Consider the following 25,580-nt stretch of genomic DNA (forward strand, 5'->3'; position numbering starts at 1 on the left):
GAACCTCAAGCGGCCAACATCTCAAAGCGCTGGGTCGTCGCAGCGCGCGGGTCTCCGGCGCGGACGTATAATACCCGCTCGACCGGATCGAGGACGACCGCCGCCACCGTCTTCTCGACGCTTCGGTTGCCGATATCGGGAACCACGACCGGGTCCGATGTGAACAAGTCAAAATACGCCTCGGGATCCAGGCGATCGGCATTTGCCCGCAACCACGCCGAGCAGGTGTCCAGCCTTTTGCCCGACCCGTTTCGCGCAAAGATGTTCATTTCGTCCCTGGCCGAAAAATCCGGATCCAGGAAATGATTGGTGTGCGACAGCAGGTTGCCGCGGCGGACGGATAACCGGCCGTCGAGAACCTCGACAAATGCCGCTGCAGATGCGTCGCACAACATCAGACACCGGGAACTGGCTATGTCGAGCTGCCCGAGGCGCACGAGTGCGTCTTCCACCGACGAGCAGGTATCGAGCAGATGCCGGATAGCCAGATACGGCGGAAGCCCGGGCCGCCAACTGCCCCCCAGCACCAGATTGATCCCGATGGCGAGACCGCGATCGTTGACGCCGAGGTACCCCAGCAACCCGGTGAAGCTCAGCACCAGAGCGCGATGCCCGGTGAAACGGTCCCGCACCCGCAGCACCGAGAGCTGGTCGTCCATGTCGCCGGCAAGATCAACCGTCTGTCCGAGCACCGCCTTGCCGGAGCTACGCGCGAACGTCGTGCAGTCCCCCGCCGTGGTAAACCGGCTGAAGCCCGCCAATTCCCGTCGCGTCTGCAGCAGTATGGCTTGCGGAAGCGAAATGCTCGCGCCGTCGGCGAGGCCTTCGATCTCCCGGTAAATATCAGGCGTCTGCTCGCGGATGCTGCGTCCATAGGCCGACAGCTCGGCGTCGAACCGCTCCATCGTCGGAGGTTCGGCCAGAAAGGCATCCAGTCGCGCCAACCCATCGCCCAGAAACGCCCGGATCGCATCCGCCGCCTGAAGGCCATGGTACAGTCCACGCTGATGCGGGTCACCATTGAGGTCGATGACCGCGATGTCCGCCTTGGTCATGATGTCGCCATCGCCTTTTCCGGACGGCTCAACATCGTCTTTACGTCCGGCCACTCCGCCGCCAGAATCGAATAATACACCGCGTCCCGTCGTCGGCCGCCGGGCATCACGTTGTAGCTGCGGAAGACCCCCTCTTCCTTGGCTCCGATGTTGCGCAGCCCGCGACGCGCGGGCTCATTGAGCACATCCGTCTTGAATTCCACGCGGGCGCACCCAAGCGGTCCGAACGCGTAGGTCAGCAGCGCGAGCTTCGCGAAACGGTTGACGCCGGTACCGCGGTATCCCGCGCCAAGCCAGGACCAGCCGATCTCGAGTCGGCCATCCGCTTCAGCTAGATTTCCATAACACATACTGCCGGCTATCTTGTTGCTGGGCTTGTCGATCACGACGAATACCGCACGCTTGCGCGCCTCGATATCCGCCAGTCCGGTTTCGATGAACCGGTCAAGGCCCGCTTCGTCGTCTATCCGGCTCACGAAGTAGCGCCAGATATCCGGGTCGAACACGATCGCCGACAACGCATCACGATCGGAGGCCTGCAACGGGCGAAGCCGAACCCGCTCATTCTCCATCGTCGTGGAGAACATCGACTGCCAGGTCATGCCGCCTGCTCCCCTTTCGCCTCATCGAACATTCTGACCAGATCGCGGCCGGTCCGAATGCCCGCGAGGTTGCGCTCATCGAATCGCGTGAGGCTCACGCCCATCTCATTGCACAGGGCCGTCATCAGCATGACCATCTTCATGGACGAGATCGCGTATTCCTGACGCAGCGGGGACTCCATGTTGAGCGCATCTGCCGTGGTTCCGGATGCTCGCGCCACCCTCGCAATGTGCCGACGCACGACTTCTTCCGTCTCACTCATCACCGTTCTCCGTATGCTCTGCTGATCTCATCTGCATAATGGTCGAGTATCGCTTTTCGCCGCACTTTCCCCTGCGAGGTCAGCAGGCCGTTCTCGAGCGAGAAGCCGGCCGGTATGAAGATGACGATCGCGATGTCCTCGCCGTTTTTTGTTGCGCCGTCTCGCAGCACGCCCTCGCGAATGGCCGCCAGATCGGCGCCGTCGGTCGGACTGACGATCGCGGCCAGGCCGGGGCGTCCTGATCCTATGACAACGACCTGACGAACGCCGGGTACTTGCGAGAGCCGCTCCTCGAGCGGACGTACCGCAATGTTCTTTCCGTTCTCCAGAACCACCATGTCGTCGGCTCGCCCGACCACATAGAGGTAGCCGTCCTCGTCGAAATAACCGAGATCCCCGGTTATGACCGAACCGTCCGGCGCGAAGATGCGTTCCGAGGCGCCTTCCGGCGCATACAGATAACGCGTATTGACGGGATGGTCGCTGTAGACCTGGATGACGTTATCAGCGTTGATCTTGACGTGCATGCCGTCCAGCGGCTTTCCGACGCTGCCGCGGCGATGCGCGCCCGGATGGTTCTTGGTGACGATGCAGGTCTCGTTCAATCCATAGCCTTCGAACAGCGGCATTGCGCACGCATCGTCAAAGAATGCGAGCACGTCAGGCCTGGCGGGCGCCGAGCCGGTCCAGAAATAGCGGACCTTGCTGCCGAGGATTTTACGCGCCGCGGTATGGACATCGGATGGATCGCCGTCCGCCTCGGCCTCCATCTCGATATAGGCTTTCAGCGACTCGAAGAACGCCGGAACTCCCATAATGACGGTAGGTCGCTCGCGCCTGACCACGTCGAGCGCCAGCTTCGCGGTGGTGACCACGATGTCGTGCGCGAACATCAGCGCGGAATAGATCCAATAGCGCTGCTGCAGCAGCGACAACGGCAGGAACACAAGAAGCTTGTCGCCCGGTCCGTGGCCGAACATTCGCTGGGTCGAATTCAGCGACTGGTCGATGCTGCCGACGGTCGCGCCGAGCGCCTTCGACTCTCCGGTACTTCCGGAGGTGAACTTGATGGTGCATATGTCGATCGGACCGTACCGCATCGGGCTCGTCGCGCCGGGTACGGCCGGCGAGACGCTGGCGTCGTGCGCCGCTTCGATGGGCACTGCCTTGTCCCCGGCCCCGCCCGCCGCGGCGCATTCGCGGTCATGGAACAGAAAGCGAAGATTATAGGTTTCCGCCAGATCGGCCCGGCCCTGGAAAGGCTCCGGCTCGAACCCCGCCGTAACGGCACCGACATGGAGCGCCGCCAGATCCAGCAGGATCCACTCGAGCCGGTTGGTCGACAGGATTCCGATCCGGTCCTGCGGCCTCACGCCCTTCGTCTTCAGCCAATAGGCGACCCGGTTCACCCGCGCCTGCAATTCCGAAAGAGGCAGGCTCACGCCGGGCGACCCCGGGCGATAGACCGTCAGCTTATGATCCGGACTCCAGGAACTGGAATGGATCCCATTGACGATGGAGCGCATCGGCCTGTTCTGAGCCGATGAAAAGAATACCTGCATAGTCATGCTGCGTTCTCAACAGTTGCCCCGCTGTCCCCTTCTTTTTTGAGGCCGGAAAAGAAGCGGCAGTGCTCAAGCGACACTTTCGTACCCGGCGGAAGGAGTGAAACGTGAGCAGGCCAGCGCCGCTCATCGGCGACGCCCAGCGCGTTACGCAGCCGCCCGGCGAACCGGGGCATCAGCGCCGTCGTCGCGTCGGCCAGCAGCAGGGCGGCCGCGAGTTCGAGCGCGATTGTCGTGCGATTGCGATCCGAAGCAGACGCGACTGCCGAAAGTTGGCGATGGGCTTCGGCGAAGCGAACGGTATCGCGCACGATGCCGTCGACCTCGAGCGCCGCCTGGTTGAGCGAGAATGCATCCGGCGAAAGCATGGTCTCGATTCTCGCGCGGCGCGCTTCCAGTTGACGCAGAAATTCGCGCTGGTCGATGCTCCAGTCGCCGGCGTCCGGCGCGAGGCCGCCGTAGCGGCGGCTGATGGCGTCGCCGAGCCCGCTCAGCCAGCGGTCCCATTCGCCGAGAATAGTATCGTTGGTGGAAGCAAGCGCGGCGCGGTTGAAGTCGGCGCGCTTGACCTCGCCGCGGGTCAGGCAAAGGTGATAACGCACGGCATCGACGCTGTCCGGATTGAGGACTTCCTTTCCCCATACCGCATGCTGCCGGCTGGTCGAGAACTTCAAACCGTCCAGCAGATAGAATTCATTCATGTGGTAGCTGATGCTGGACTTCCACTCCGGGAACGCCAGCCTGTACAGCGCGGGATACATGATGGTGTGATAGAAGCTGTTGTCGTATCCGAAGAAATGCACGATCTGCCAGTCGTCCTGCGGCGACAGGGCGGACCAGTCGCGGCCGATCTGCCTGCCGAGCGCTTCGACGCCGTAGAGGAATCCGTAACTCATCTCCGGCCAGACCCAGATCACCTGGCCCGGCAGCTCCGACCCCTTGGGCGGCACTCCCCATGGCTGCGGGTGCGAAATCGGAAAACGAAGATTCTCCCGCTGCAGCACGCTGTCGGCGAGCGCAAGGAGCCGCGGAGCAGCCTTGCCCTCGCGCAGTTTGTCCCGGATGTGGTCGGCGCAGTCGGCAAGGTCCAGCACGTACCGCTCGAAGGGTTTTGTCACCGGCGGCTTGCCGGACAGGCGCGACACCGCGTCCTTCATGTCGACCACGAGATTCGGCTCGCCGCACTCCTCGCAGATGTTTCCTCCGCACCCGGCGTTGCAGGTCGGGCACCGGCCGCCGACGTCGCATTCGTACAGATAGGCGTCGGTCTGCGGATCGAAGGCGGCGTTGTCGGCGCGGCGGACCACGCTGCGGGTCGCGGCGGCGCGATCGAAAAATTCCTGCAGCCCTTCGGCATAGCCCGCCGATCTCGACGTCAGCGTGTACTGATCGACCTGAACGTCGAGCAGCCGCAGCGTCTCAAGGATTTCCTTGCCGAAATGGTCCGCAACGGCCTGCGGCTCTTTGCCGAGCTGCCGCCCCTTGGCGATGACGTAGCTCTGATAATCGTCGCTGCCGGTGATGTGATAGGCGTCCTCGCCACGCATCCGTTGGAACCGGGCGAACACGTCCGCGCCGAGGTAAGGACCGGAGAGATGACCGAGATGCAGGTCGCCGTTCGGCGTCGGCGGCGTGGAAAAGACGAAATACGGCTTGCGGGGTGAAACGCCGTCCGCGCCGGACGAGCGGGCCACCGCGGCGGCGGAATCGCGCCAATAGATGTCCGCAAAGACCAGCCGGTCGGTGCCGGCATTTCGCAGCACATGCTTGTCGAATGGTCCGATCGTGACCAGATCGCCGGCGCCGACCTGGACCTCCGGGCCGTGATCCGGCGTTATCACTCCGGAGCCGGCCAGGATCGCGAACAGTTCGCTCTCGTCGTGGCGGTGAAAAGCGCTGATCCCGCCGGGCTCTATGACGCCGTAGGAGACGCCCGGCCCGTTCGCGGCGTCCGGAAATGCATCCACGGATGCCATCTGGATCCCGAATGCCGCATGCAGCTCTTGCTCGTTGAGCCTGAAAATCTTCATCCGTTGATTTCCCTTGTCCGTCCGGCTTCGAAGGTCTTGAGAACGTCATGAGCGATTGCGGGAGCGAGCCGATACCCGGACCCGTTGGCGGCCCCGGCGAAGATGACACGGCCGGACTGACCGACGCCGGCCACGATCGGCGCGCGGGTCGGACTATAAGCGTCACAAAACGCCTGCCCGCCCCCTATCGAGCCGGAAAATCGAGGAGCGACACTGCTCAGAACTCCGACGGCCTCCGCGCGGTCTTCGGCGTCAATGTCGCCATTGGCGTCTTCCGGTGAAACATCCCAGTGCTGACGCGTGAAGCTGAACAGCCGGCCGCCCCGTGGGCGCGGCATCAGGAATGCGTCCTCGTCGATGAACAGATCGACCACCCCATCCGGTTGCAGTTCTGCCGTCGCGGGCCCGTCGACATGGAAGGCGACCACCCGCTTGATGCGAATGCCGAGGCTTTCGGTGAACGGCTGGAACTCCGGCGCCAGTGCCCAGGGTCCGGGCGCAAGAATGACCGCGTCCGCCTCGAATGTGAGGCCGTCATTGGTCAACACCCGCACCGCCGAATCGTCTTCGACAATGCGAACGACCTTGATTCCGGAGTACGAGCACAGCCGGCCGTCGAGGAGCCCGCTGATGTAGAGGGTCAGCGCGGCGACGTCGGCACGATGCGCGCCGTGGGCCCGCCATATCCGGTGCTGCGAGCCGAGCGCGTCGGATATGTTGCGCTGGTCCGGATCAGGCGCCAGATCGGCACCCTCGGTGAAAAAGCTTTCGAAGCTCTCCGTTCCGGATTGCCTGGCGTGAACGCGCAGCCCCAGCGGAACAATAGGGGCGTCGGGCCGGGCCTCGCAAAAGCTTTTGTAGAATGCCTCGCTGGACTGGCTCATCGAACGCACCGCCGCCGTCCGCCCGAGCGGGAAGTGCAACCCGGCCGACCTGCAGGTGGCGCCGGCGCCGACCATATCGCGTTCCAGCAACGTCACCGCCGCATCCGGATAGGCGCGGCAGATTTGCCAGGCGATCACATGACCGATGATGCCGCCGCCAATGATCAGAAACGACGAACCCATCATGGCATCCCTACGCGGCCCATCCCACTTTGATGCGGCAGCGGCGATACGGGCGCCCACGACATCACCGATGGTAACGGCTCGACCCGGCTCGGAAGGCCGGTCAGGCGCTCCAGCATCTTCTCGCTACGCCATGCGAGCAGACTGAGATTCGGGTCGGCCAGCCCCTTCTGCGAACGGCTGGCGTTCTGGATGAAGATCGAGCGGTTCCGCGGACCGTCCCATTGCGCGGCGAAACTATCGTCGATGGCAATTTCGTCCCCTACGCGGTGCAGGCGATTTGCAAAGGAGTCGAGGAAGTGCACCGGGGCATTTCGGTAGCCGGTGGCCCAGATGACGACGTCGAACTTCATGGTTTCATGAACATTGACGTCGTCATGCGACAGCCGCAGCACCCAGCTCGATCCTTCTCCGATCAGATGGGTTACGGTCCGGGCCGGCAACATATCGATGCTGCTGTCCTTGCCCGTGACGAAGCGCTGCAGGTACAGCCGCCGGTAGATATCCCGCAAGGTCAGCTCGGAAATTCCGTCGCTGGCCAATACGTTGTCATTCAGAAAGCGGCGCCGCGTGGTTTCGCTGAGCGACGAGAAGTACCGCTGATGGCAGGGCATGAACAGGTCGTTCGTGAACGGCGAATCGTCCAACGGCCAGAAGCAGGCGCGCCGCGAGATCCAGGCGACATGCGATGGCGTCGCATCGCCTTCCTGCGAGATCAGGTTCTGAAATATCTCCGCGCCGGACTGCCCGGACCCCACCACGGCAACGCGCTTGCCGCCGAACCGGCCGATGTGGCGCATGTAGTCGGCGCTGTGAAACATGGTCGGCCCGAGCTTCTGCGCGGCGAACTCGGGCACGGAGGGAACCTTGCCTACGCCGATCGAGAGGTTTTCGGAACGGAGCTCGCGCCGGTTGGTCCGCACGATGAAGTCGTCCTTGAAGTCGATGCCGACGACCTCTTCGTCGAAGTGAACATTGGCGTTCCTGCGCGCGGCCCACTTGAAATACAGCGTGAATTCTTCGCGCGTAACGGCGTCGAAGCGGGCATTCAGGAATTGATAGGTGCGGCCGTGCTCGTGGAGATAAGCCAGGAACGAGAACGGATTCGTCGGATCCGCCAGCGTCACCAGATCCTTGAGAAAGGACACCTGCAGGCTCGCATTGGGTATCTGCAGCCCGGGGTGCCAGCTGAACTCCTTCTTTTTCTCGAAGAAGTAATTACTGCGGCCGGTCGGGTGAAGCAGCGAAGCAAAACTCAGATTTGCTGGTCCGACTCCAATTCCTACGATCTGCGTTTTCACAGCCGTTCCTTCCCTAGAGTTCGTACCATGGTTTCAACAATAGACGGCCGCCGCTGATATTTCGGAGAAGTATCAGCGTGGGCATACGCCATCGGTCTTTCGCTGTGGCGCATTTGCGGTTTTCGACTTGCAACTTCTAGCTACCAGAACGACTACATGCTCTCAACTAATGGAATTGGTAGGTGACCTCGGGAACATGCGCCGACATATTCACTGGGAACCGCACGCCAGCCTGGTCCGCAGCTTTCCACGTAGCGGAACCGCGCGCTCTGTCGCCGCGCGCCTGCGGTCAAATCGTTGCTGCGCACGGACTTGCACCGTCTTTCCTGGCGCGAATCGACGGCGGCCAGCACCGCCCTTGCGATCGGCCGCCGCTTGTCAGCGCTGGAGGTATGGTCTGAGCGCATCCAGCAATGCGTCGGGATGCCGGCGGATGCCGCGATCGTGAATGTCGACCGCAACGATCTCGAGCTTGGCCGACGCAATGGAAGCTCCCTCGCAGCTGATCTTCGTCAACCAGCAGGTCCGGGACGGATCGCAGCGGGTAAGCGAGGTCGCAACCGTCAGCGTATCATCGAGCTTGGCAGGCGCTTCGCAGATCATTTCGACTTTTCTGATGACGAACATGACGCCCCAGCGCCGGGCGAGCTCCGAATAGTTGAAGCCCGCGGCATAAAATATATGATTTCGGGCGCGTTCGACGATTTCGAGATATCGGCCGTGATATACAATACCTCCGGCGTCGGTATCGGCGTAGGCAACCGGATGGCTGTAAATCGCCGCGTTGTCCGGCGTGCGCTCGATGTTCATCTGGCAAAGCCGCCGTCGATACGAAGCGTCGTTGATTGGATATAGCCCGGCCTGAGCAGGAAGCTGACGGCATGCGCGACCTCCTCGGCGCTGCCGACCCTTCTCAGCGCGGATGCTTGAATGATCGGCGCCATTTGCTCCGGATCGAGCTGGGTGGTCATGTCTGTCGCGATGAAGCCCGGTGCCACGGCATTGACCCTGATACCTTCGGGGCCGAGCCGGTCTCCCAGCCACTGACAGAGGCCTATGACGCCGCCCTTGCTGGCGGTGTAGGGAACCTGGCCGTCCTTTCCCGCTATTCCGCCGAGGGAGGATACCAGCACGATTGCCGCGGCCCGAGATCGTCGCAGATATGGAAGTGCCGCACATACCATCCTTATGGTGCCGGACAGATTTGTTCGAAGCACCGTGGCGACCTGCGCCGGCGTGAGCGCGACGAACGGCCCATCGACCGTGACGCCGGCGTTCGCCACGACGGCATCGAGGCTGCCGAAATGCGCGCAAGCCTGCTCCGGCAGAGTCAAGGCCTGGCTTGGATCGGCGATGTCCGCCTGAAACAGCGCGACCTCTGCGCCCGCATCGCGCGCGGAAGCGGCGATCCGTTGCGCGGCATCCGCGTCGGTGCGATAGGAGAGCGCCAGCCGGCATCCATCGGCGGCCAGCCTGAGGATGACCGCAGCGCCGATGCCCCGGGAAGCTCCGGTGACCAGCACGGTTTGTTGGGACCGACCGCTCAAATGTTCTGCTCCGCCATGCCGAAGCCGATGGGAACGACCAGCCCCGACATCGGAAGATCCGGATGCAGCAGGAACTCGGTCAATGTCTTTGCCACCGCGGGCGCCTTTGGCGGCTTGAACCGGACGGCATAGACTTTCAGCCGTTCCCGCGCCGCCCGCCACTGTTCCTTGGAAGCTTGCTCGGCGAGAAGCTGGACGCTCGCGCAGTTGACGGTGACGCCGAAATGCAGCACCTCCTTGGCAAAGCTCTTGACCGCCGCCTGCTTCGCCCGGGTCTCGATCGGGCAGGTGTTGAGCGGAATACAAAATCGCATGCTCTGCTCCTGGGTGATGACCCAGATTTGTCCACCATCGTGCCGCGCCAGCAGACGGCCTGCCGCCTGAAGCTCCGACAGAAACGCCAGCAGCCGCGTTTCGATCCCGCCGGCAAGACGGTCGATTTCCTCCGGCGATCCCGGCAATTGCAAATCCTGTTCGACGGGAAGCAATCCAAAGACGACCCGGTTGATCGGCCGCCGTGACATATCCCACGTAGCGATCATCTCATCGCCGCGCGTTCCGTAGATCAGATGCTCTGCGTGACATGACGGCGCCGGAGCCTGCTGGTTACGGCAGTGCTGATATACCTCGGCGCCCGCGGCGATCAATTCGGTGTAGATTGCCTGGGTCAGCACGTCGTTCGAATCTACAACGAGCACACCTGGCGTCCGCCGCTTCTCCATCGAGCGCCGGCCCGCTAGGTCGCGGGATGTGGCAACGACAAGCGGTTGCAGACATAATTGGCCAGGCTGCCGATGCTTCCGCACGTGCTCTTGACGAAATCGGAGGTCAGATCCTGGGTCGGCAATTCGAACTTGCGTTCAACGCCCACGACGAGATCGATGGCGTCGACCGAATCCAGCGACAGCGGAGGTTCCATCAGGGTGGTCTGTTCCGTCAGTTCCTCGGCCGTAACCCCGGACGACGCAAGGTCGAGGCGTTGCAGCAACAGGTCGTTCCTGATGAAATTCACGATCTGATCGCGCGTCCATGTCGTCATCGTCATCTCCTTTATTTCCGGGCTATTTTGCCCAAAACACGCTTAACAGCGCACGCATGCAGGGTTGGTTTTCCCGTAATACCGACGTTTTGAACGTGAAGAAGCTTCCCGGTTTGATCTCTGTCCCGGCATCCTCGGCACGGCTGAAGCGAACACTGGCGGTTACCGTATCACCGGACCGCACCGGGGTCTTGAAGCTCACGGTGTCGGCATTGACGAGATATCCATGGACCAGGCGATCGGCGCGGCAACTCAGCAGCAGGTTTGCGGTCTGCGCGGCGACCTCTAGAAGGATCACCCCCGGGACGATGGGATCGCCCGGGAAGTGGCCTTTGAAGAACCAGTCCTCGGCCAGGAAGCGTCGAACGCCTCTGGCCTCGGACATATCCGGATTTACCTCGGCATGGTCGACGAACAAGAATGGCGGGCGATGACTTAGATACCTCGTCGGTTCCGTGACGACCAGGGAGTCCGCACCCGCCTTTTGGACCGTGGTTGCAACCTTCGTCATTGGTCAACCCTGGCCTCGACGCGAGCTACTGGCCGGACTGCCGGTTGTCGATAACGCTCCAGGCGCCGTTCTTGGCTTCGACCAGAACGAACTTCTTCTTGGACTCGCGCTGCGGGGTGCGGTCGATCGAGCCGAGCAGGCCATCCATGCTTCCGAGGTTCTCGAGCCCGGCGCGGATTTTCTCACGGTCCTGCTGCACCGTGTCCGGCTTTGCAAGAACGCCTTGCGACTCGATCACCTGCTTCAGCGCGAAGATATTCTCCCAGGCAGCCATGCTGTGAAGGTCGGCATAGCCGTGGAACTTGGCGGTCGCATTGGCCGCGGCGATCGCCTTGTCGTTGATCGGCGCAAAGCTGGTCGGCACGATCATGCCGCTTGCCTGCGCGCCGCATTTCTCAAGCGTTTCCGGCGTCGTAACGCTGGTCAGCCCGACAATCGCGCGCGGCTTCACACCGGCGCGCTCCATTTCCCGCAGCACGCCGCAGGCCGTGTACGGATGCGCCGAAATCACGACGATGTCGGCGTTCGATGCCTTGATCTCTTCGACTTTCGCGGCGAAGTTTGTATCGTCGACAAGCCATTTCGCCTCGCCTTTGACGTCGTAGCCGGCGAGTTTCGCGCGCTCCTTGATGATGTTGTACCAGGTCTGCTTCGAGTGCACGAAGTTTTCTTCTACGCCGCCATAGACGGTCTTGAGATCCGGATTGTTGGTCTTCATCCACTGCCACAATGCGTCATACATCTGCACTTCGTCGGGGATGTTGCGGAACGACCATTGTGAAATGTCGGCAAGACCCGTCTTCATCGCGACATCGGCGAAGATCGGAATCTTGGCGCCCTGGTCGCTGCTGTCCCCGACCCGGCGCTGCAGGCTCTTGAACACCGGTTCGAGCACCGACGAGCAAGTGGTGCCGATGGTCGCGAGCCAGTCGGAGTCGGCGTATGATTTCAGAATTGCCACGCCCTGGGCGGGGTCGCACTTGTCGTCGCGGTATTCGACGACGATCTTCGCTTTCACCCCATCGGCGAGCTTTACGCCGCCGGCACGGTTGATAAGCGCCGCGGCCGCCTGCATCGCGGCGTCACTGTTGTCGCCGAACGGACGCAAAACCCCGGATTTGGCGCCGAATCCGCCGATCTTGACGACCCGTTCCTCGGCACTTGCGGATTGCGCCATCAGCGCCGAGAAAACGCCAATAGCCATGACGAGGCCGCGTGGGGACCGCACCGGATTGCTCATGTGATTCGCCTTTTTCTGGTTTAGTCGATTTCTGGTTATTCGTTTCCTGGGTGCACCTTGAGCGGTTTAGACACCCGCGCATTGCCGTCGCCGGCGTTCCCCGGCAACCCGGCAATTTTGATCGTACTGTTCAGGACGGCTATCGAGCCTTACTTGGTTGACGACAGCAACTACCAATTCTCGTAGCTGTATGTACGCGACACGCGCCGGTTGAGTTCCTTCCGCATCCGGAATGATCGCTGCCCTACCTGTTTTCATAGTTGCTGCGCACCGTGGCGAGCGCAATGTTGCTGCGGGGCAAACGTGCTTGAGCCAGCAGGAACCGATATGTCGGATATTTCCAAAGACGATCGGCCTGCCTCTTTTCTTGCCGCTCCTCTTGCCGCCCCGGCCATCCCCAGTTCCGTCAGGGCATCTGGATGGATGTTGCCCGTGCTTCTTATCGGACAGGCCATCGCGGCAATGGATACCGCGATTGTCAATGTCGCGGCGCCGACGTTAAAGGCCGACCTCGGAATATCGGGGGCATTGCTGCAACTGACCGTCGCCGGATATGGTCTCGCCTACGCCACGCTTCTGATTACCGGGGCGCGGTTGGGCGATCATTTCGGCTACCGCCGCCTCTTCATTATCGGGGTGACGATTTTCTCCACCTCCTCATTGGTATGTGGAGCAGCTCGGTCCGTCGAAGTCCTGGTCGCGGGCCGCATCATGCAAGGCATCGGAGCGGCGCTGCTGGTCCCGCAGGTGCTTTCGCTGATCCAGCTCTGCTACAAGGGCCGCGAAAAATCCCGTGCAATCGGCCTTTACTCCATGATCCTGGGGCTGGGCGCCGCAGTCGGACAGTTTTTCGGCGGCGTCGTCGTGAGCATGGATGTTGGGGGCTTCGGCTGGCGCCCGGCATTTCTCATAAATGTTCCCATCGGCATTGCGCTGCTGGCGCTGTCGCCGATACTGGTTCCGGAATTTGGCCAGGTCCGATCGCGGAAGTTCGACGTCGCCGGCGTGGTCATTATTGCTGCTGTCGCGCTCTCGATCCTCTTGCCGCTGACATTCGGGCGCGAACTGGACTGGCCCGTCTGGTCGCTGCTTCTGCTGTGTTGCGGGGTGGCAGGGCTCTACGGCTTCTGGCGATATGAAGTAAGACGCGCGGAACAGGGAGGCAGTCCGCTTGTCGATCCCGCCGCGTTGCTGACCAAAGGAATCCGGCCTGGCCTTCTGGTCGTCCTGATCGGATTTTTCGGCTATGGCGGGTGGCTCTTTACCGTTGCGCTGTATCTTCAGTCCGGATTGGGCCTGACCGCCTTTACTTCCGGGTTGGTGTTCACTGCCTATGCACTCGGTTTCGGCATCTCGAACCTGACCTGGTCGCGATTGCCGACTCCGCTGCTGCGCCGCGCCCCGGCTACGGCGCTGGCGGTGCTGGCGACGGCGAGCGTCCTGCTCGCGGTCATCACGTCGACGCGCCACTGGGATCCCGTCCTGATACCGCTTCTGCTGTTCTTCGCAGGCAGCGGACACGGCCTCAGCTTCGGCACCAGCGTTCACCGGATGACGTCGGCGATTTCACCGGCACTGGTGCCCTCGCTCAGCGGGCTGGTTACGAGTTCCTCCCAATTCGCCATCGTCAGCGGCACGGCAGTGCTGGGAAGTCTGTATCTGGCAATATCGTCGGTGCAGCCAACTCCCGCTATGTCCATCGCGGCGATGACTGCGGTGGCATCCGTCATCGCCGCCGCCGCCGTGACGGCAATTTACTGTGCCTGGCGTTTGCCGACGCTCGAGGCGGATCGTGGAGCGTGAAGACATGGAAGCGTCAATTCAAGAAAATCATCACAGCGCCGTCGGCAGCGAAATCCACGAGATGATCGCGGGCATGCCGCACATGGACGCCGTCGTGATCGATGCCGAGCAACCGCTTGTGAAATCCGGAATAACGTCGATTGAGCTGATCGATCTGATCACGCGCATCGAACGCCGTTACGACATTCTGTTCCAGCCCACGATCATGAAGAACCTCACCGCCAAGGGCCTGGTCGAGGCCGTCCAGCAACTCGTCCGTGAGAAATCGCAATGACGCCGATCGCAGTCACAGGTTTCGGCGTCGTGTCGCCCAATGGAACGACGGCCGATGCGTTCTGGACCAGCCTCGTGGACGGCGTGGATCGCCGCAGCGCCTGGCCGCGGCGGCAACTGGATATCTATCCAGTCAACAATGTCATTTCCATTCCGGAGGATACTTGGCGGCAGATAACGGAGGCCGAGGAAGCCCGGGCTTCGGCGATGGCCGCGTTCCTGGTTGACGGCGCCCGGGCGAGTGCGGCGTTACCGGCCGACCCCGAGTTCCGCATCGGTTGTATCGTTGCATCGACGACCGCCGGCGCCGAATCCGTCGAGAACGCCATGCAACCGCGGCTTTCCAACAGGTCGAATGCAAGGGTCGATTCGGGGCTTATTCCGGGGAACGGGAATCAGTGGTCCGGGCCCACCGCCGCGCTGTCCACGGCGTGCTCCTCCGGTTTGGTCGCGCCGGCCATGGCCGCGGAGATACTCGACGCCGGCGAGGCCAATGCCATGATTGCCGGCGGCCTGGACGTCCTGCTCGAATACACCATATGCGGCTTCAATTCCCTGAGGGTCGCGACACGGGAAGCCTGCCGGCCGTTTTCCGCGGACCGCAAGGGCGTCGTGCTCTCCGAGGGGGGCGCCTGTTTTTGTCTGGAGCCTCTGGCGCAGGCGCATCAGCGCGCGGCGCCGATACGCGCCGTCGTTCTCGGCTATGGCATCAGTTGCGACGCCGGGCATCCCACGGCGCCGAACGTGTCGGGAATTTCGCGCGCGATGCAGGACGCCCTGACCATGAGCGGGGTCTCGCCCGAGCAGATCGGGGGAATCATCGCCCACGGCACCGGGACCCCGACCAACGACAGCATCGAGGTCGAGGCGCTCCGGCTCGTCTTCGGCGCATCGCGTTTGCCGCCCCTGATGTCGCTCAAGGGAGCGATCGGGCACTCGCAGGCCGGCGCCGGAGCATCGGCGTTGCTGGCCGCGATCCTGAGTCTGCAGCACGGCATGATGCCCGGAACCGCCGGTGTGGATGAAGCCGATCCGCTGTTGGGCGTAATCGACATCACATCGCGAACCAGACCGATCGAGCAGCGTTGTCTGATGATCAACGCATTCGGCTTTGGCGGCAACAACTGCGTCATCATTGTCGGTGACGAAGCTTTCGCATCGAGGGTGCAATGACCCATCCGGGATTCGCCATCCAGCGCTCGGTCGCGCTCAGGTCTGAATCCGACGGCGCGGTCGGCGAATGGATCCTGTGCGCCGAACGGCGCTCGCCGAAGGTCGGCGTGCTGTCGACGCAGGCGCGGCTGGTGGTGGAGGCGACGCGGCGCTGCCTCGCCGGCATCGAGCGCCCCGCCGACGACATCATCGGTTTGAGTCTCGGTACCTTGTGCGGCGCCAACGACGTCGCCGAACGCTGCCTCCAGACCGCGCACGCCACCGGGATCGCCGACGTGTCGGCTTCCTGGTATGCGACCGGGCTGCCCAATTCGACGACCGGAGCGGTGGCGTCGATGGCAGGGTTGCGCGGCCCGAACCTTACCCTGCTCGGATACCAGGCTGGTTTGGACGCGATCATCATGGCCTGCCGGATCCTGCGCGCCGGCCGAGCGCACTGCATGCTGGCGGGCGGCTTCGACATCCCCACCGGCGGCGAGGTCGCCCGCCTGAGAAACGCGCCTTCGCTGAGCCATACCGGCACGATACTGGCTGGCATCGGCCTGTTGCTGTTGGCCAACCGCACCGATGGCGCGGATCATCTGGCGACGGTCGTCGGCTGGTCGTACGGCGAATCCGCCCATCCCGACCATGACGCGCTGATCGACTCCGCTATCCGCGCCGTGTCGCGAACGGCGACCTCTTCGCCGCCGACCCGCCACATACTCTCTCCCGGCCTTTGCGGGAACGAGTACCTTGCCGCTACCTGCCCGATCCGGCTGGTCGAGGCGCTGACCGCCCATGGCGAGAGCGGGCTGCATGCATTCATCGTCGAAGGTGACGGGTTGCGGCCCGTTTGTCTGGTCGTCGATATCCCTGGCAGCTCTGGCTCCAGTTCTGGCGATGCCGGAGAAGCGTGATGATCGAACACACCCAAGGCGCGCCGAAAGCGGCATGCTTTTCGTATCTGCCGCCCTCCCACCGGAATGCGCAGCTCGTCCGCGACGGAGCGATCTTTGAACGTTCGACCGTGAAGGCGCGGGACGGCCGGCCTCTTACGGTATTCGAGGCGGGTGATCGCGCGCAGCCTACTGTTCTGCTGGTGAATGCGCTCGGCATGTCCGTTCTGTTTCTCGCCGCGCTGGCCCGGCATCTGGCGCCGACCCATCACGTCGTGGCCTGGGAAACCCGCGGTCTGCCCGACGCGTCGAATGTGGAATTGAACGATGACCTGACCATTGCGCGTCATGCCGAGGATGCCGCGGATGTTCTGGCCGGCATGGGATGCAAGGCCGATGCGGTCGTGAGCTATTGCTCCGGCGTGAATGTCGCAACTTACGGATTGACCCACGGTCTGCTTTCGACCTCGAAGCTCTGCGTGGTCAGTCCATCGATCGAGCTGCCGACGGCGCAGGAACAAACCGATTATCAGCGCACGATGCTGCCGATCTGGCGCAGCGTCGCCGCGTCAGGACTTCGCCAGGCCGCGCTGATCCAGCAACTCCTTCAAGAATCGCAGGACTCGCAGCCGGACGGAGTGCATGCGGAACTGCACCAGCTCAACAACCTTCCGTTCCTGAGCGCGGAGAGCACCTATCTCTACGCGCGGATGCAGGCGGCGTGTCTCGAACAGGCATCGCTCGAGCGTTTGTCTTCCCTGAAGGCTGCGACCCTGGTCATTCATTGCAACGACGACGACCTCATTCACGCCGATACGGCCAAAGCCTTCGCGGCCGCGGTGGCTGGCAGCCGGTATGAGCAGTTGAACGACGCCGGTCATTTCGGGATCTACACGTCGAATGCGCTTCACAGGCTTGTGGCGGATTTCATTCTCGGCAATCGAACCGTGGAGAAGCGCCCGACGTCGCAGGACGGGGCACAACCGGCACTGAATCGATAGAGGAGTTCGCCATGTACAGCAACATCACCACCGATGTGGAACTGACCCGAAACGTACTCACCACGCTTGGCAAGAGCTGGGACCAGCGGGTTGCTGTTCGCAAGGAGCGTCTCGACCTCGGCCAGCATTACGATGCCTCGATACCGGATTTCCCGGCTGCCCTGGTGCCGTTCTGGGAGGACGAGGATTTCGTCGGCCTTAGCCCGGAGATCAAGTCGCGTCTGCTGGCGACCGCCTGGATCGCATACAACGAAAAGGCCATTTATCTGGAGGAAGCCATCGTCCAGCCGGCCTGCGGGATCCTGTTCCGCGGCGAACTTCCGGGTGTCGGAGGCGCGCGGATCAAGCAGGTCGTCGCGCAGATCCAGGTCGACGAGCAGTTCCATATTCTGATGTGTCTGGATATCTGCCACGTGGCCCGGCTTCGTCACGGACTGCTGGACTACGTCTTTCCCGAACCTGAGCTCGGCGTGCGACTGAAGGAGCTGGTCCGCTCGTCGAGCTCCGCCGACAATGCGCGGGTTGCGCAGCTCGCCTATGCGTCGGTGGCGGAGATGTCGATCAACGCCTATCTCGACGCGGTTGCATTCGACATGACGATTCAGCCGCTGCATCGGATCAACACCGACATGCACCGCAAGGACGAGGCCGCGCACGGCATCGGTTTCAGCGAGATCGTGGGATCGGTGTATCGCAGGATGTCCGCCGACCAGCAGAAAAGCTTTCGTCATTACGTCGCGCAGGCGCTGCATGATTTTACGACCCCGGACCTCGGCTACTGGGCGTCGATCCTCGAACATCTCGACATCCCGCGCCGCGACGATATTTTGCGACGGCAAGAAAGCTCCACGCGCGGAATGGTCCTGAAGCGCGACTACACTACGCTGCGGCGGCTGTTCGACGAGCTGGGTATCAAGGATGACATCGCCTTCAACTTCCAGTAGATTACGGCTGCGAATGAAGCGTCAGATTGTCGTCGGGACAGTTATAGGGAGATCAAACCGATGATCCGGAACGGTGGCGTCTTAAGTCGGTGGGGTCTTCTTGTTCTTTCCGGCGGCATGATCATGGGCCTTTCCCTGGGGATACGACAATCCCAGGGGTTGTTTATGCTTCCCATGGCGATCGATCTCGGTTGGTCGCGCGAATCATTGGGATTTGCATTCGCCGTCCAGAACCTGGTGTGGGGCATCACCCAACCGCTCGCCGGCATATTCGCCGACCGCTTCGATTCGGCGCGGGTGATCCTTGTCGGAGTCGTCGTCTATGCGCTCGGCCTCGTTGCGATGGCCAATTCCCATGCGGTATCCGAATTTACGTTGAGCAGCGGGCTGCTGGTCGGCGTCGGACTTTCCGGTACGGCATTTGCCGTCATTTACGGCGCCGTCGGCAAGATCGTCCCGCCGGATCACCGCCCGTGGGCGATCGGCGCGGTCGGGGCGCTCGGCGGCCTGGTGCAGTTTCTCGTGGTACCGCTGATCCAGTTCCTGCTCGATGAGTTTGCCTGGAGCCGGACCTTCGTCATCCTGTGCGTGATATTTCTCGCTTTGTGCCCGCTGGCCTGGTTCATGCGGACCCGGGCCGCACTGGCGCCGGTCGAAGCCAGTGAAAAATCGATGGGACGATCGATAGCGGATGCATTCAGGAACAGCTCGTTCTGGCTACTCAACCTCGGTTTTTTGGCCTGCGGCTTCCAGCTCGCTTTCATCGCAGGCCACCTGCCGAGCTACCTGATCGACCAGGGCATGGATCTGCATGTGAGCGGCGCCGCAATCGCACTGATCTCGCTGGCCAATGTGGCGGGTACGTTTGTCTTCGGTTACCTCGGCGGATCGGTGTTTCGGCGAAAATATCTTTTGTCGTTCATCTATTTCGCAAGAGCGGCTGCGATGGTTCTGTTCCTGCTGGTGCCGCTGAGCCCGCTGACCGCCTACCTGTTTGCAGCCACCATGGGCTTCTTGTGGTTGGGAACCGTGCCGTTGACCAGCGGGCTGGTCGGGCAGATTTTCGGGGCGCGATATGTCACGACGCTGTTCGGTTTCGTTTTCCTCGGCCACCAGATCGGCGCGTTCCTCGGAATCTGGCTTGCCGGCGCCGTGTTCGACGCGACCAAGTCGTATTCGCAGATCTGGTGGCTGTCGATCCTGCTCGGCGTCATCGCCGGGCTGCTGCACCTGCCGGTCAACGACAAGGCGGTGGTTCGCGAGCGCAGTCTGGAGGCCGTGCCGACATGAATCGTCTGGCGCACATGGACGGGATCATTGCCGGTGCGAGCCTCGCCGTGGTGCTGATCGCGACCGCACTGGCGTTTCTAAGCTACCTCGATCCGGTTTTTGTGCTTACCTTCGCCAGCAGCGCGAACTTCTGCAACTGAGCCGCGCCAGGCGGGACGAGGTCGCGGCAGCGCATCCGTGACATTCAGCCGGGCCGGCATGCCGGCTGCGTTGCCGCCGTTGCGGCAGCGCCACCCGCCTCGGACGCAAGCGCGCGCTTCACTGCATTTCCAGAAGGCCGGTCTTGATCGCCGAGGCGACAGTCGACGCCCGATTCACCGTACCGAGCTTCGACATCATGTTCTTGATATGGAAGTTGACGGTATTGATCGATATGTTGAGGATCTCCGATGTTTCCTTTGACGTCTTTCCGAACGCAGTCCACCTCAACACTTCCATCTCGCGCAACGTGAGCCGATTGATCATGGCTTACCTCACCGCAGTTACACCTGGTTATCATTACAGCGGACACACGCTGCCAGCGATTGGTAACCGGCAGCGATCGCTTTGACTAAAGCCCTATGGTCGTCTCATAACTGACATCTCCTGTGCGGCGCGAGATCAGGGGCGAGGGCGAGCTAACTTCCGTGAAACATCGAACCCGCGGGCGCGGACGCGAAGCGGATCAGTCTGGAGTCTTCGACGGCTGCCAGCCTATGAACCATCGCTTCGCGATAGACCGGATTCTTGAGCATGTCGGCGAACGCGGCGGCCGACGGATATTCCGCGATAAAGCAGACATCCCATTGTTCGGAAGACGGTCCGATCATGCAGAGTTCCCAGTTGCCCCGCCAGACGATGCGTCCGCCCGCGGCGGCTAATACCGGAGCGCTGATCGTGCCATAGGACGCGTAGGCCTCGCGGCCACTGCGTTGCTGGCCGTCCGCATAGACTGCCTTGTCACGAAGTTTGATCAGATTGAGAAGCTGAACCGGACCGGCGCGATTGTTTGACCGGAATGCTTCGAACGTCTCCTTGGAGAAAGTCGTATGGGCAGAAGTCATGATGCAGAAAAACCTTCCATTAAGCGCGAGGATGCCGACTCGATCGATCCAACGACGAACAGAGTGGCGATTTGGACATTCACCGGCGTACCGGGACCGAGATACTCATAACCTCCGGCAGGTGGTGCAGCGTGTGCTGGATGCCGCCGAACCGCGGATCGTCAATTCTGGTCTTGCCTGGTTTGTCGAACGGTGAGGTTCAATCATCGCCTCTTGTTCGTCATTGATCCAGAATTGCCCTTCACGCATCACAGCCTCCGTTCCGACCTGCCACGCATCGAGAAGCATTTTAAAAAAAAGGGCGGTAATTTCTTGAAACGGCAGCGCGGCACTCGCAAAATAACGCATTGACTATCCGCTACACTCTTCGTAGTTGTAAACTTACTATACGGTATACCTTCTTGCGGAGGCATCCCGCTCCACGGAATCGTATCGCTGTTTTGCAGCGTCTTGCGGTTGAAAGAGTGATCTGCGGTCTGCGGTCGTACTCGACCTCAAGACTTGGAGCTCGTCGGAGACAAGCGTCATGATTTTGATGTTTGACTTATCGTATCAACTTCGATCAACAATAACGGCAATTTTTGGACCTTGGCATGGTCCTCGCCTTTGCCGAGCAGTTCGCGCCGCAATCGATATATCGCACCGCATGCCGGTTGCTTCTGCTACAATGCCGCGGCATCGATATACCGCAGCAACACGATCGCGACGGGGCTTCATGGGTGCGTCGATCAATCGCATAGGCGGGGTTGGGCTGGCCGATGCGGGCGTCGCCAAATTGCCGTCAAGCTTGGGCTTCTCTGCAGCGGATACGCTTGACGCTTCTTTTTCTCGTTCTACACTTATCAGGTAAGGTCTGATGTCATGATCCAAGAGAAAATCACCACGCGTGACCGCCTGATATCGGCGGCATTGAAGTTGTTCTATGCGGAAGGCATCGGCGCCGTAACGGTCGATGCCATTGCCGCGAAGGCAGGGGTAACAAAGCGGACGCTGTATTATCACTTTTCGAGCAAGGACGATCTGATCGTCGCTTATCTCGAAGCCAAGGATCAGCCCAGCCGCGCCTTGATGCAGCGCTGGTTCGATGAAACGCGCGGCGACATTGCGGCGAAGACGCGCGGCATTTTTCTCAATCTGGCGCAATCGGCCTGCCATGCGAAGTGGAAAGGCTGCGGATTTCTGCGGACCTCCGCGGAGCTCGCCAATCTGCCCGGCCATCCGGCGCTGAAAGTCGGTGCCAACCACAAAAAGCGGTTCGAGGGCTGGCTGCAGCAGCAATACGAACAGGCCCGGATCTTCGACGCGACACGGCTTGCCCGCCAGGTCATCCTTCTGCTCGACGGATCCTTTTCCGTCGTCCTTCTGCATAAGGATCCATCCTATATGGAGACGGCCGGTGACGCCGCCTACCGGTTGGTGACTGCGGCGTTGCAAACCGTCGACCGCACCGCCGAAATCGAGCCGATCCCGCTTCGCTCGGCGTCGTGACGGTCACGGCCGGTCACAGCATCCGGGCGCACAGGGCGGATTGGCGCAAGCGTAATCCGCCACCCTCGCTGCGCCCGCCTTGCGGCGCGTTACGGCTGCGCCTAACCCGCCCTGCGGGCGCCGGTTATCGGTCCATCGCGATGGAATGGCGCCCAGGGGCGGGATCGTGGTGCCCGGGCGCGTCATCGCTTTCCTCGTTGAATTTGCATCGGTTTTTGGTCAAATAGCGGGGCTTTACGGCTGAGCTGCCCAGCTTTCTACCCGATGAAGGGCGGGCTGCCTCGGTGAACAGCGGTTGGATTCCGCATTCCGGCATCAAAACGATGACCGGCAAATATTCTCGCATCCGCCGGTACTCGTCGTATTCGTCGACGTTGCTGTCCGCCGGTGTCACGCCAAACCGCTCCACGTGGTCGCGGATTTTCTCGCGGCCTAGGTCGATCGCACGGTCGAGGAACGTCGCAATCCAGTCGCGGGGCCTTGCCGGCGCGTTCGGCAACCCGGATTGACATGCGAACAAATTGAGAACATAAGCGAACCGAGGGCAATCCACGCTATTTGAACTGGCTCCACAGCGAAATTTTCGGAACTCTCGACGAACGTCGGCATGTGGATTCTACTGCCGGCGACATAGTGCTTCGGGTCTGCGGGGACGTTTTGAGCACCAAGAAGAATGAGTCAGCGCAGAAATTGCGCGGCGGGTACTACACCTCGCCGGACGTAGCTCGATGGCTTTGCCAATGGGCTATCCGGTCACCGTCCGATGTAGTCCTTGAACCGAGCTGCGGCGCGGGCGCCTTCCTGACGGCGGCCGCCGATCGATTTGCAGAACTCAACACTCCGAAGAAGTCGATAGCGTCGAGGCTGACGGGCGTAGAGATAACTCCGTCCGAAGCTGAAGCGTCCGCAAACATGCTGCGCACTAAGCTTGGCGTCTCCGCCGCGCGGGTCGTGCAGCCGGGCGACTTTTTCGCGTGGTGGAAGGCTAATGACGGTCAATTCGACGCCGTCGTCGGCAATCCCCCTTTCATCCGATACCAATCATTTCCAGAACCTCATCGCACGCTTGCGATGGAGATTATGCAGTCACTCGGGTTGTCGCCGAACCGTCTCACAAATATCTGGGTGCCGTTCGTCGTAGCTGCAGCGGCGCGCTTGAAGAAGGGCGGGCGCCTAGCGCTTATTCTTCCAGCCGAAATTCTACAGGTGACGTACGCTGCTCAGTTGCGGAAGTTCCTGGCTGATCGTTTTCATCGCCTGGACATCGTGACTTGTAACCAGTTGTTCTTCGACGCGGAGCAGGAAGTCGTGCTGCTGCTGGCCGACGGGGCGTGCGAGCCGTCTGAAAGCAACGATTGTCGCGTTACTATGACGGTTTGTGACACGCTTGCAGAAATCACCCAGCGAAGTCCGGCGGCACTGCTTCGTGCGGCCGAACCGAAGACACTCCGGTACGATACCGAGAAGTGGCTGAAATATTTTCTCAGCGCGCGCGAAATTGCATTCATGCGCGAGCTGCGCGATAGCGAAAACACCACGGTCATGTCGTCGCACGCGAGCATCGACGTTGGTGTTGTGACAGGCCGCAACGAGTTCTTCGTGCTGACTATGTCGCAAGTTCAAGCGCTAAAGCTCGGAAAGTACACGTCCCCACTTGTCTCTCGTTCATCGCAACTGCGAGGCTCGACGCTCGCTAAGCCTGAGTGGGAAACACTCGCCGCTGCCAACGATCGTGTGCATCTGTTGAATATCTCTCCGGCCGCAGCTCGAAATCTGAGCACCGCGCTTCGTGACTATATTAAGCAAGGTGAGGACCAGGACTTCCACCGTGGCTACAAATGCTCGATCCGCGATCCTTGGTATAGGGTGCCGAGCGTCTGGACGCCCGACGCCTTCATGTTTCGCCAGATTTATAATTTCCCGCGTATCGTCCTGAACAGCTGCGGGGCGACATCAACGGACACCATTCATCGAATGAAGGCTAAGCATGGCGAGCCTGAGCGCGTCATCGCCAACACGTACACGTGGATGACTGCCGCTTCTGCAGAAATTGAGGGGCGTTCGTACGGCGGTGGCGTGTTGGAGTTGGAGCCGACGGAGGCTGAGCGACTGCTCGTTCCGGCTAAACTGAATGGAGCGTTACCAGTCGCAGAAGCCGATCGGCTTATCCGTGCGGACAAGCTCGATCATGTTCTTGAAGAGAATGCGCGTACCGTGCTCCGCGAACACATGGGCCTCTCGGCAAGCGACTGCAAAACGCTTCGGGATATTTGGTTCAAAATGCGCGATCGACGCATGGGCCGAAGGAAGACTTCACCCGACAGCTTGAAAGTCTAAAGGATCCCCGAGCCCTCTTCGTCCGGTTCGGCTTCGTCTTCCGCTTCCATCACCTCGTGAGGCGGCAAGTTCTTATAACGGTCCAGATATCGTGGGTAGACCCGCTCCGACATTCGCTCGAGTCGAAGGATCGAATCCTGCGGCGGGAAGTTTGGATCAATTGCACCGGTGTCTGGGTCCCAAATAACCATAGAAATAGCTTCCGCGAGATGCGGCTGATCCAATTCGTCGTCGCGGGAGCCAAGCCGTTCGAGTGTCCGGATGATCGCTTGCTCTTGCGGTTTCTGGAGAGCCGGTCGCGGCAGCAAAATAATGAAGCAAACGAGGCAATAAGGGAATCGGGTATGAACAGTCGATGCTTCCGTTGCCAGATCATTGATCATGTTCTGCCAATTTTTGGCGATGCTCTGTCGATCGTTTAGAGTTTTGCTGTCGTAGACTACGCGCGGGCCGTCCGGCCGGTATGCTGCATCGTAGTTCTGAGGACGAATGCCGCCGACGATGCGCACTTTGCCGACTTCAACGCAGTCTTTGTGAGGAGGCAGAAGCGAATTATCGTCCGGCTTCATCACATCGATACCACCCAGCATTTCGGCGAGCGCTTTACCGAAGGCAGCATCGACGACATAGCCGAAGTCCATTCCTTGCTTTTTGTCGAAGCGATCCGCGACCTTCATCCGCGGGAGACCTGCAGCGCTGGGCGTGCCGACGGTGCCACGCCATTTCTTGCCCCAGTCCTTCAAAAGTGCGGGGTCAACCGTCACCTTCGGCATTGGTCGTAGTCCAGCCAAAACTTCGCCCCACGCTGCAATGCGTCGAATCGCATCCAAGCACGAGTCGTATGGGGAAGCGGGCCACGAGTCGAATCGCTAAAAAGGGCGCTGACTCTTGTTCTATCTTATAAGAAAGCATCTTTCCTGAGAGAAAATTGGCCCATATTCAGAAGCCAAGGCGCCCCTTCCGGAATTGCCTGCTGATACGCGTTCGCGCGCGCAAGCCGTCGATCGGGAAGTTACTGGATTGAGTTGCAGGGAAACCGTATCGAATGCGGCTCACTAAAGGAACTTCTCGCTGAGAGCCTCAAATCCATTGAGGCTGCGCATCCCGGCACTTTGGAGGAGTTCGGGGCG

The 25,580-nt window shown here is 61.2% G+C and carries 28 protein-coding genes; 10 read left to right on the forward strand and 18 right to left on the reverse strand.

The window, feature by feature from the left end; translation table 11 throughout:
- Positions 1-5: 5 nt before the first annotated feature.
- The 13 genes from ACFE72_RS03730 to ACFE72_RS03790 form a co-directional block, all read right to left on the reverse strand.
- Positions 6-1,055 carry a C45 family autoproteolytic acyltransferase/hydolase gene (locus tag ACFE72_RS03730; protein WP_375411714.1) on the reverse strand — a complete coding sequence of 350 codons (1,050 nt, stop codon included), beginning with the start codon at positions 1,053-1,055 and terminating at the stop codon, positions 6-8.
- A complete protein-coding gene (locus ACFE72_RS03735) occupies positions 1,052-1,657 on the reverse strand; it encodes a GNAT family N-acetyltransferase (RefSeq protein WP_375411715.1) in 606 nt (201 codons plus the stop codon). Before ACFE72_RS03735 ends, ACFE72_RS03730 begins: the two co-directional genes overlap by 4 nt.
- Positions 1,654-1,920: a hypothetical protein gene (locus tag ACFE72_RS03740; RefSeq protein ID WP_375411716.1), complete on the reverse strand. Its 267-nt coding sequence runs from the start codon at positions 1,918-1,920 to the stop codon at positions 1,654-1,656. The genes ACFE72_RS03735 and ACFE72_RS03740 overlap by 4 nt, the downstream gene beginning before the upstream one ends.
- Positions 1,920-3,488, reverse strand: a complete 1,569-nt coding sequence (locus ACFE72_RS03745; protein WP_375411717.1) for an AMP-binding protein — start codon at positions 3,486-3,488, stop codon at positions 1,920-1,922. Before ACFE72_RS03745 ends, ACFE72_RS03740 begins: the two co-directional genes overlap by 1 nt.
- Positions 3,485-5,515, reverse strand: coding sequence for a class I tRNA ligase family protein (locus tag ACFE72_RS03750; RefSeq protein ID WP_375411718.1), 2,031 nt, complete (start codon positions 5,513-5,515; stop codon positions 3,485-3,487). Before ACFE72_RS03750 ends, ACFE72_RS03745 begins: the two co-directional genes overlap by 4 nt.
- A complete protein-coding gene (locus tag ACFE72_RS03755; RefSeq protein WP_375411719.1) occupies positions 5,512-6,582 on the reverse strand; it encodes an NAD(P)/FAD-dependent oxidoreductase in 1,071 nt (356 codons plus the stop codon). Before ACFE72_RS03755 ends, ACFE72_RS03750 begins: the two co-directional genes overlap by 4 nt.
- Complete coding sequence (locus ACFE72_RS03760; RefSeq protein WP_375411720.1) at positions 6,582-7,883, reverse strand: lysine N(6)-hydroxylase/L-ornithine N(5)-oxygenase family protein; 1,302 nt, start codon at positions 7,881-7,883, stop codon at positions 6,582-6,584. Before ACFE72_RS03760 ends, ACFE72_RS03755 begins: the two co-directional genes overlap by 1 nt.
- A gap of 378 nt (positions 7,884-8,261) precedes the next feature.
- A complete protein-coding gene (locus ACFE72_RS03765; protein ID WP_375411721.1) occupies positions 8,262-8,693 on the reverse strand; it encodes an acyl-CoA thioesterase in 432 nt (143 codons plus the stop codon).
- A complete protein-coding gene (locus ACFE72_RS03770; RefSeq protein WP_375411722.1) occupies positions 8,690-9,430 on the reverse strand; it encodes an SDR family NAD(P)-dependent oxidoreductase in 741 nt (246 codons plus the stop codon). Before ACFE72_RS03770 ends, ACFE72_RS03765 begins: the two co-directional genes overlap by 4 nt.
- Complete coding sequence (locus tag ACFE72_RS03775) at positions 9,427-10,128, reverse strand: hypothetical protein (RefSeq protein WP_375411723.1); 702 nt, start codon at positions 10,126-10,128, stop codon at positions 9,427-9,429. Before ACFE72_RS03775 ends, ACFE72_RS03770 begins: the two co-directional genes overlap by 4 nt.
- Positions 10,129-10,166: 38 nt before the next feature.
- Positions 10,167-10,469, reverse strand: coding sequence for an acyl carrier protein (locus ACFE72_RS03780; protein ID WP_375411724.1), 303 nt, complete (start codon positions 10,467-10,469; stop codon positions 10,167-10,169).
- A 22-nt stretch (positions 10,470-10,491) separates the two neighbouring features.
- Positions 10,492-10,980, reverse strand: a complete 489-nt coding sequence (locus ACFE72_RS03785) for a 3-hydroxyacyl-ACP dehydratase FabZ family protein (RefSeq protein ID WP_375411725.1) — start codon at positions 10,978-10,980, stop codon at positions 10,492-10,494.
- 25 nt (positions 10,981-11,005) lie between these two features.
- The gene (locus tag ACFE72_RS03790; RefSeq protein WP_375411726.1) at positions 11,006-12,220 is read right to left on the reverse strand and encodes an ABC transporter substrate-binding protein; all 1,215 of its coding nucleotides are present in this window, start codon (positions 12,218-12,220) and stop codon (positions 11,006-11,008) included.
- 432 nt (positions 12,221-12,652) lie between these two features.
- Between ACFE72_RS03790 and ACFE72_RS03795 the strand changes: the two genes are divergently transcribed.
- From ACFE72_RS03795 to ACFE72_RS03830, 8 genes are all read left to right on the forward strand, one after another.
- On the forward strand, positions 12,653-14,023 hold the full coding sequence (locus ACFE72_RS03795; protein ID WP_375411727.1) for an MFS transporter: 1,371 nt from the start codon (positions 12,653-12,655) through the stop codon (positions 14,021-14,023).
- Between the two features lie 4 nt (positions 14,024-14,027).
- Complete coding sequence (locus ACFE72_RS03800; protein ID WP_375411728.1) at positions 14,028-14,297, forward strand: acyl carrier protein; 270 nt, start codon at positions 14,028-14,030, stop codon at positions 14,295-14,297.
- A complete protein-coding gene (locus tag ACFE72_RS03805) occupies positions 14,294-15,469 on the forward strand; it encodes a beta-ketoacyl synthase N-terminal-like domain-containing protein (RefSeq protein ID WP_375411729.1) in 1,176 nt (391 codons plus the stop codon). Before ACFE72_RS03800 ends, ACFE72_RS03805 begins: the two co-directional genes overlap by 4 nt.
- On the forward strand, positions 15,466-16,368 hold the full coding sequence (locus tag ACFE72_RS03810) for a beta-ketoacyl synthase N-terminal-like domain-containing protein (protein ID WP_375411730.1): 903 nt from the start codon (positions 15,466-15,468) through the stop codon (positions 16,366-16,368). Before ACFE72_RS03805 ends, ACFE72_RS03810 begins: the two co-directional genes overlap by 4 nt.
- Positions 16,368-17,348: an alpha/beta fold hydrolase gene (locus ACFE72_RS03815; RefSeq protein ID WP_375411731.1), complete on the forward strand. Its 981-nt coding sequence runs from the start codon at positions 16,368-16,370 to the stop codon at positions 17,346-17,348. The genes ACFE72_RS03810 and ACFE72_RS03815 overlap by 1 nt, the downstream gene beginning before the upstream one ends.
- An 11-nt stretch (positions 17,349-17,359) precedes the next feature.
- Entirely contained in the window at positions 17,360-18,292 is a 933-nt protein-coding gene (locus ACFE72_RS03820; protein ID WP_375411732.1) for a diiron oxygenase, read from the forward strand.
- Between the two features lie 123 nt (positions 18,293-18,415).
- Positions 18,416-19,582: an MFS transporter gene (locus ACFE72_RS03825; RefSeq protein WP_375411733.1), complete on the forward strand. Its 1,167-nt coding sequence runs from the start codon at positions 18,416-18,418 to the stop codon at positions 19,580-19,582.
- Complete coding sequence (locus tag ACFE72_RS03830) at positions 19,579-19,722, forward strand: hypothetical protein (protein ID WP_375411734.1); 144 nt, start codon at positions 19,579-19,581, stop codon at positions 19,720-19,722. Before ACFE72_RS03825 ends, ACFE72_RS03830 begins: the two co-directional genes overlap by 4 nt.
- A 118-nt stretch (positions 19,723-19,840) precedes the next feature.
- On the opposite strand, the gene ACFE72_RS03835 is transcribed toward ACFE72_RS03830, so the two are convergent.
- The 3 genes from ACFE72_RS03835 to ACFE72_RS03845 all read right to left on the reverse strand — a co-directional run bounded on the left by ACFE72_RS03835 (position 19,841) and on the right by ACFE72_RS03845 (position 20,973).
- Positions 19,841-20,047, reverse strand: a complete 207-nt coding sequence (locus tag ACFE72_RS03835; protein ID WP_375411735.1) for a helix-turn-helix transcriptional regulator — start codon at positions 20,045-20,047, stop codon at positions 19,841-19,843.
- 152 nt (positions 20,048-20,199) lie between these two features.
- Positions 20,200-20,625 (reverse strand): DUF1330 domain-containing protein, encoded by a 426-nt coding sequence (locus ACFE72_RS03840; RefSeq protein ID WP_375411736.1) that lies wholly within the window; start codon positions 20,623-20,625, stop codon positions 20,200-20,202.
- A gap of 105 nt (positions 20,626-20,730) precedes the next feature.
- Positions 20,731-20,973 (reverse strand): hypothetical protein, encoded by a 243-nt coding sequence (locus ACFE72_RS03845; protein ID WP_375411737.1) that lies wholly within the window; start codon positions 20,971-20,973, stop codon positions 20,731-20,733.
- A 513-nt stretch (positions 20,974-21,486) separates the two neighbouring features.
- Between ACFE72_RS03845 and ACFE72_RS03850 the strand changes: the two genes are divergently transcribed.
- Complete coding sequence (locus ACFE72_RS03850; RefSeq protein ID WP_375411738.1) at positions 21,487-22,113, forward strand: TetR/AcrR family transcriptional regulator; 627 nt, start codon at positions 21,487-21,489, stop codon at positions 22,111-22,113.
- Positions 22,114-22,237: 124 nt separating this feature from the next.
- Here ACFE72_RS03850 and ACFE72_RS03855 read toward each other — a convergent pair whose 3' ends face one another.
- Complete coding sequence (locus ACFE72_RS03855) at positions 22,238-22,612, reverse strand: hypothetical protein (protein WP_375411739.1); 375 nt, start codon at positions 22,610-22,612, stop codon at positions 22,238-22,240.
- 158 nt (positions 22,613-22,770) lie between these two features.
- Here ACFE72_RS03855 and ACFE72_RS03860 point away from each other — a divergent pair, with 158 nt between their 5' ends.
- Positions 22,771-24,450, forward strand: coding sequence for a class I SAM-dependent DNA methyltransferase (locus tag ACFE72_RS03860; RefSeq protein WP_375411740.1), 1,680 nt, complete (start codon positions 22,771-22,773; stop codon positions 24,448-24,450).
- Here the strand turns inward: ACFE72_RS03860 and ACFE72_RS03865 are convergent.
- Complete coding sequence (locus ACFE72_RS03865) at positions 24,447-25,223, reverse strand: hypothetical protein (protein ID WP_375411741.1); 777 nt, start codon at positions 25,221-25,223, stop codon at positions 24,447-24,449. The genes ACFE72_RS03860 and ACFE72_RS03865 overlap by 4 nt on opposite strands.
- Between the last annotated feature and the right edge of the window lie 357 nt (positions 25,224-25,580).

The sequence above is a fragment of the uncultured Bradyrhizobium sp. genome (assembly GCF_964252615.1).
Lineage (GTDB): Bacteria > Pseudomonadota > Alphaproteobacteria > Rhizobiales > Xanthobacteraceae > Bradyrhizobium.